Consider the following 6,096-nt stretch of genomic DNA (forward strand, 5'->3'; position numbering starts at 1 on the left):
ACATGCAGCAGCGATATGTCGGCAACAGTGGATTGCGTGTGTCCTCCCTTTCCCTCGGCACCATGTCCTGGGCCCGGGAAACGGATGAGCAGGACGCCTCGGCGCTGCTCCGCACCTTCGTGGACGGTGGCGGAACCCTGATCGACACGGCCGCATCCTACGGCGACGGCCAGGCGGAAGCCATGCTGGGCGGGATGCTGGGGGACGTGGTGGCGCGCTCCGAAGTGGTGATCTCCACCAAAGCCGGACTGACGACGTCGGACGGCAGGCGCAGCGTCGACACCTCCCGGAACGCGCTGCTTTCCAGCCTGGACGCGAGCCTGGCCCGGCTTGGCACCGACTACGTCGACCTCTGGTTTGCCCAGGCCTGGGACCCGAACGTACCGCTGGAGGAGACCCTGTCAGCGCTCGAATTCGCCGTCCGCTCCGGCCGCGCCCGGTACGCGGGCGTATCCAATTTCAACGGCTGGCAGACGGCGAAGGCCGCCGCGGTCGCGGGGTTCCCGCTGATCGCGAACCAGTCGGAATACTCCCTGCTGCGCCGCTCCCCCGAAGCTGAACTGATTCCTGCCATTGAGGACGCGGGCCTGGGCCTGATGGCGTGGGGTCCGGTGGGGCGGGGGGTGTTGAGCGGAAAGTACCGCGGGCACATTCCCGCGGACTCGCGGGCGGCCCATTCGCGGCTGGCCGGCTACGTCGAGCCGTACCTCGAGGGGGCCGCGTCCAGTGTGGTGGAGGCCGTCGCGATGGCGGCGAAAGGCCTGGGGCGGACCGCACTGGATGTCTCATTGAGCTGGCTGCTGTCCCAGCACGGGGTCGCGACGGCGATTGTCGGCGCACGCACGCCCGTGCAGCTCAAGGAAATCCTGGATTCCACGCTCGCGCCGCTTCCGCCGCAGATTGCCCAGGCACTGGAGGATGTTTCCAGCCCCGCCTGAGTTCAGGGCTGACAGGGTCATGCCCGCGAGAACCCAGGGCACGCCTGAGCGGGTGCTGGGGCGGGTTTGAGCGGCCTTAGTCCTGGAGGATTTCGAGGTCTTCCTCGTCGTCGACGTCTTCTTCCTCGTCTTCGTCGCTGTCGTCCTCGATCACCTGCAGCGGAGTAACTTCGCCGTAGGCGTCGTAGAGCGAGTCGTCGTAGACTTCAAAGGCATCGGCAACGGAAAAAAACGCTGCCTCGACCGCAGGGTCCCCGTCTCCCCGGCGTGCCGACACCGCTGCGAGGTGCTCTTCCAGGGCAGACGTTAGGGATTGAAGCGCGACACGCGGATCGATGCTCATGACTTCACGTTAGCCGGAAAAGGTAGAAAATGGAGAGCAATGAAGGAACATTTTCTCAGCAGTTCAGTCCGGCGGGAACGGGACTATGTGAGGCAGTACGAGTACCTCGTACTGACCGTCAGTCCTGAGGATTCCCTGCCGGAAGCGCACCGCCGCCTGGTGGAGCACTCCGAGTACGGCAAGTGGGAACTGGAGCGCAGCGTGCTGTATTTGGGCGGCGGCCGGCGCTTCTGGCTCCGCCGCCGCGTCACCCAGGTCCAGCGGACCTTCTAGCTGGTCTCGAGCGGACCCAGCCAGGCGTTGGCCACCGTGGTGTGCGCTGATTCGTCGTCGGAGGGGTGGAACATTCCCGCCAGCACGTCCCGGTACAGCCGCTCCAGTTCGGACCCGCGGAAGTAGCTGGATCCTCCGGAGACCCGGATGGCCAGATCCACGACGGTTCGGGCCGTCTCTGTCGCGCTGACTTTCAGGCCAACCAGCTTCGGGAACCATTGGCCCGCATGATCGGCCAGCGCGTCGACGTCGGCGGTGACGGTCGACAGCTGGGGGTACAGCGCGTCCATGGCCATCGCCGCGTCCGCCACCTTCCAGCGGATGTCTGGATCCTGGGCGTAGCTCCGTCCGCCGTTCTTGAAGGATGTCCGCCGTGTCACGGCCTCCACCGCCAGGGCGAGAGCCCGCTCGCCGATGCCCGTATACACCGCCGCCAGCAGCGTCTCGAAGCAGGCAAAGATGGCGAAGATCAGCGGGTCAGCGTTCGGGCCGACCGGCAGCTTCCGGAAGATCCGGTCCGCGGGCACCACCGCGCCGGCCAGGACCGTGGTGTTCGACTGGCTGGCGCGCATGCCCAGGGTGTCCCAGTCGGGCAGGATCTCATACCCCGGGGTGTCGCGGGTGAGAAAGCCGTGGACCAGTTGCCCGTCGCCGTTTCCGGCCGAGGTGTCCTTTCCGAAGATGCCCAGCCGGGTCCAGGCCGGCGAGAGGCTCGTGAAGATCTTGCGGCCCGTGAAGGCGTAGCCACCCCCGGCCAGCGGGACGGCGGCGGTGCGGGAGTCGAAGAGCACCGAGTCGTTCCCCGCCTCCGAGTTCCCGAACGCAAAGATCTCGCCCTGCCCGGCCTCCCGGAGGACGAAGTCGAGGGAGGAGTCACCCCGGGCGGCCAGGACATGCGCGACGCCGGTCCAGACCAGGTGCATGTTGATGGCCAGGGCGGTGGCCGGGGCCGCCGTCGCCAACCGCCGCTGCAGCTGCGCCGCGGCCGCGAGACCGAGCCCCAGTCCGCCGTCGGCCGCCGGGACGAAGATCTTCAGGTAGCCGGCATCGGCCAGCTCCTCCAGATCCTCCTGGAAAAAGGCGTTGTCACGGTCGTAGCCCGCGGCGCGCCCGCGGATCCGTTCCAGCAGGGCATCGGGCAAGCCATCGGACAGTGCAGCTTCGGGGCTCATCGGCGGTGCCTTCCGGGCGTCAGTAGTTGGTGAGCAGGGTATCGAGGACCCGTGCGCCGAATTTCAGCGACTCGGTGGGGACCCGTTCATCGACACCATGGAACATCCCGGTGAAGTCCAGCTCCTCCGGCAGCTGGAGCGGGGCGAAGCCGTAGCCGGTGATGCCGAGCCGGCTCAGGGACTTGTTGTCCGTGCCGCCGGAGAGTGTGTACGGGAGGACCTTGGCCCCCGGGTCCTCGGCGTGCAGCGCGTCGATCATGGAGTCCACGAGGTTGCCGGCGAACGGAACCTCCAGTGAGACGTCGTTGTGGACATAGCTCACGTCCACGCCCTTGCCGGCGAGTTCCCGGACGGTTTCAAGGACGTGCTGCTCCTGGCCGGGCAGGGTGCGGCAATCGATGAGGGCCTCGGCTGACTCCGGGATCACGTTGTGCTTGTAGCCGCCCTTGAGCAGGGTGGGGTTCGTGGTGTTCTGCAGGGTGGCACCGACGAAGCGTGCCACCGTGCCCAGCTCCTTGAGGATCTTCTCCGGATCGTCCGGATCGAACTCGACGCCGGTGAGTTCCGTGACGCCGTCGAGAAACTGCCGGGTGGTGGGGGTCAGCTCGACCGGCCAGCGGTAGTCACCGATCCGGGAGACGGCACTGGCCAGCCGGGTGACGGCGTTGTCCGTGTTGATCTGCGAGCCGTGGCCCGCACGGCCGTGGGCGACGAGGCGGAGCCAGGAGAGACCCTTTTCGGCGGTCTGGAGCAGGTACGTGCGCTTGCCGCCGATCGTGGCGGAGAATCCTCCGACCTCGGAGATCGCCTCGGTGGCGCCGGCGAAGAGTTCGGGCCGCTTTTCGATCGCGTAACGGGCGCCATAGGTGCCGCCGGCTTCCTCGTCGGCGAAGAACGCGAAGATCAGGTCCCGCTTGGGCTTGCGTCCGGTCCGGGCGAAATCCCGGAGGACGGAAAGGATCATGGCGTCCATGTCCTTCATGTCGACCGCGCCGCGTCCCCAGATCATGCCGTCCTTGAGCTCCGCGCCGAAGGGATCAACCGACCACTGGTCGCGGAGTGCGGGGACCACATCCAGGTGTCCGTGGACGACCAGGGCGCTGGCGGACGGGTCCTCCCCGGCGAGGCGGGTCACCACGCTGGCGCGGCCCGGGGCGGACTCGAAGATTTCGGCGTCCAGCCCCACTTCGGTCATCAGTCCCGCGGTGTACTCGGCGGCTGCCCGCTCCCCCGGGCCGGAACCGTCCCCGTAATTGGACGTGTCAATCCGGATTAGTTCCTGGCAGATTCTGACGACTTCGTCCTCGGGCCTGATCTCAGTCATGGTTCACTCCTCGTGGGTCGGCTCTCGGGCTGGCTTCAGCCTACCCACATGCCCGAGCTGGCCCCGATTATTTGTTTCGGGAAACTTCATGCTAGAGTCTTTCTCGCTGCTTCGGAGAAAACCGAAACGCTGAAAGGCGAAAAGGTTCACCGAATACCACCTGCGCGGGTGGCGGAATGGCAGACGCGCTAGCTTGAGGTGCTAGTCCTCGAAAGGGGGTGGGGGTTCAAGTCCCCCTCCGCGCACAAGGGAAAACCCCTGGAATCCAAGGATTCCAGGGGTTTTTTTCTGTCCCCGCCCACGCGGGCTCCGGTGTCACCCACGTGGACGCTGAAAAGCGGCACCCGCCGGCCCGGTCTTCGCATAGTGGTTCTGTGGCATACCGGGAAGAAAACGCAAAGACGGATCCGTCACCCACTACGTACGGTGGATCGATCCGGACACCAACCAGCGCATGTGGCAGAAGATGCCCTCCAAGGACACCGCCAACTTGCTGCTCACTGCGGCCACAACCCCGGCCACGCGATCTTCAAAGCAAACCTCGGAACCGCTGGCCGTACGCCGCGCTGGTGATCCTGCAGGCAGCCCCTGGCATCACCGACGACGCACCCTTGGAAAGCAGCCCCGAACTTGCAGCGGCGAAGGAGGCCCAGCGCCGCTACTGGATGGACTCCGGCTTCCAGGAAGCCGCCATCGATTATCTGGTTGGTGCGCATTAATGTGAATGTCCGGCACGATGATCCGAGGTCAACGGGCGGCGCAAGGCATTGTGTTTGTTCGTCCGCTGTCGAGCGAGTAGTGGGCTGCCGCACACATCACCGGTACGAAATCCTGGACCCCGCACTGGCCCGGCTGGGTCCTGACTCGCTCGACCCGGGGCAGATCAAGAACGAGAACTCCCCCCGGCGTCGTGGCACGCCCTATGCCCGGGAAATCAAAGCGGACCGGGCCAAGCGCCTTCCGTGGCGGAAGTTCGCCGAGGAGATGTCCATTTCCCGGATCGAGGCCTATCAATCTGTCGCACAGCCTGGATGATCTGCTGGACGAAATCCGTGAGGAGGCTTCGATTGATCCCGAGACGAACCCCCGGCAGCATGACGACGGCGCTTCTGCCGGTTCACGTCCTGACCGCCATTTAGGCTGAAGGCATGCCGCCGACACCATCTCCCGCCCCGCTGGCTCCCGTTCCTCTGGAGTGGTGGCAGAACGTCGCCCTGTTCAGCCCTGCGGCCGTGCTCCTGGCGGCCCTGCTGGCAGCATTGATCAACTGGCGTATCCTCAGGCAGCGCACCGCCGCTGACGAAAAAGCGCTGGGGCAGAGGCGCCAAGCGGACCGGAACGCCCTCGAGCAGAAGACCATTGCGGACAGCCGTGCTGAGTGGTGGAAGCGTGCCCAGTGGGCTCTGGAGCGTGCGTTGTCGGAGGACGAGGACACTCGGGCGCTGGGCCTCGCCACGCTTGACGTCCTGGCGCACAGCGATCTGGCCCATAACGAGGAACTGGAGCTTTTCGACATCGCCTGGGAGGTGGTCAACGGCGAGCCGAACGCAGCACAAACTGCTGGCCAGGATCGCCCCCGGGAAGAGACCATCTACATCGAGGTTCCGGATGACGAGCATGTGGACCTGCGGAACCTGGGCGAATACCTCCGGCAGCAGGCTGAGCTGTTCGACGGCACGGCCGTGGACTCCGGAACCGACATGGGCGACAATGGACCAACAGAGTCTGAAGCGAAGGAGGATGACCAGTGAGCACGCATACGTCGGAGCCTAAGGCCGCCCGCACTACCCGTCGCATTACCGTGAAGACTTCCACAGTGCCGACTGCTTCCCATCGCCGCGTCCAAGTGGCTGCGGCACGGCTGCGCGTCACCCTCGATGAGCGGCTGGGACGGTCCACCCCTCCTGAGACGAAGGCGCTCGCCAAGGAAGCCCTCTAGTGCTCCGTGTTAATGGTTTGTTTGCGTTTCATCTTGCCCAGGAGGTACTCCGCTGACTTGGTCCAGGTGAATGGTTTGGCGTCCTGGTTGTAGTTCTCGATGTAGCG

Annotated in this window: 9 protein-coding genes and 1 tRNA gene; 7 read left to right on the top strand and 3 right to left on the bottom strand. The window is 65.6% G+C overall.

Annotated elements, in window-relative coordinates; translation table 11 throughout:
* The first annotated feature begins 2 nt into the window (after positions 1-2).
* Positions 3-938, top strand: coding sequence for an aldo/keto reductase (locus AC50YM_RS18850; RefSeq protein ID WP_494958470.1), 936 nt, complete (start codon positions 3-5; stop codon positions 936-938).
* 76 nt (positions 939-1,014) lie between these two features.
* Here the strand turns inward: AC50YM_RS18850 and AC50YM_RS18855 are convergent, their stop codons facing one another.
* A complete protein-coding gene (locus tag AC50YM_RS18855) occupies positions 1,015-1,281 on the bottom strand; it encodes a hypothetical protein (protein ID WP_494958471.1) in 267 nt (88 codons plus the stop codon).
* Positions 1,282-1,320: 39 nt separating this feature from the next.
* Here AC50YM_RS18855 and AC50YM_RS18860 point away from each other — a divergent pair, with 39 nt between their 5' ends.
* Positions 1,321-1,554, top strand: a complete 234-nt coding sequence (locus AC50YM_RS18860) for a DUF5703 family protein (protein WP_494958472.1) — start codon at positions 1,321-1,323, stop codon at positions 1,552-1,554.
* Here the strand turns inward: AC50YM_RS18860 and AC50YM_RS18865 are convergent.
* Positions 1,551-2,726 (bottom strand): acyl-CoA dehydrogenase family protein, encoded by a 1,176-nt coding sequence (locus tag AC50YM_RS18865; RefSeq protein ID WP_494958473.1) that lies wholly within the window; start codon positions 2,724-2,726, stop codon positions 1,551-1,553. The genes AC50YM_RS18860 and AC50YM_RS18865 overlap by 4 nt on opposite strands.
* Positions 2,727-2,745: 19 nt before the next feature.
* Positions 2,746-4,050: a M20/M25/M40 family metallo-hydrolase gene (locus AC50YM_RS18870; RefSeq protein WP_494958474.1), complete on the bottom strand. Its 1,305-nt coding sequence runs from the start codon at positions 4,048-4,050 to the stop codon at positions 2,746-2,748.
* Positions 4,051-4,212: 162 nt separating this feature from the next.
* Between AC50YM_RS18870 and AC50YM_RS18875 the strand changes: the two genes are divergently transcribed.
* The 5 genes from AC50YM_RS18875 (at position 4,213) to AC50YM_RS18895 (ending at position 5,989) form a co-directional block, all read left to right on the top strand.
* A tRNA-Leu gene (locus AC50YM_RS18875) sits at positions 4,213-4,295 on the top strand.
* Positions 4,296-4,619: 324 nt separating this feature from the next.
* Positions 4,620-4,769 (top strand): hypothetical protein, encoded by a 150-nt coding sequence (locus AC50YM_RS18880; protein WP_494958475.1) that lies wholly within the window; start codon positions 4,620-4,622, stop codon positions 4,767-4,769.
* A gap of 79 nt (positions 4,770-4,848) precedes the next feature.
* Positions 4,849-5,085 (top strand): hypothetical protein, encoded by a 237-nt coding sequence (locus tag AC50YM_RS18885; RefSeq protein ID WP_494958476.1) that lies wholly within the window; start codon positions 4,849-4,851, stop codon positions 5,083-5,085.
* Positions 5,086-5,198: 113 nt separating this feature from the next.
* Entirely contained in the window at positions 5,199-5,801 is a 603-nt protein-coding gene (locus tag AC50YM_RS18890) for a hypothetical protein (protein WP_494958477.1), read from the top strand.
* Between the two features lie 65 nt (positions 5,802-5,866).
* A complete protein-coding gene (locus AC50YM_RS18895; protein ID WP_494958478.1) occupies positions 5,867-5,989 on the top strand; it encodes a hypothetical protein in 123 nt (40 codons plus the stop codon).
* Positions 5,990-6,096: the final 107 nt, after the last annotated feature.

The organism is Pseudarthrobacter sp. RHLT1-30-1 (genome assembly GCF_059383415.1).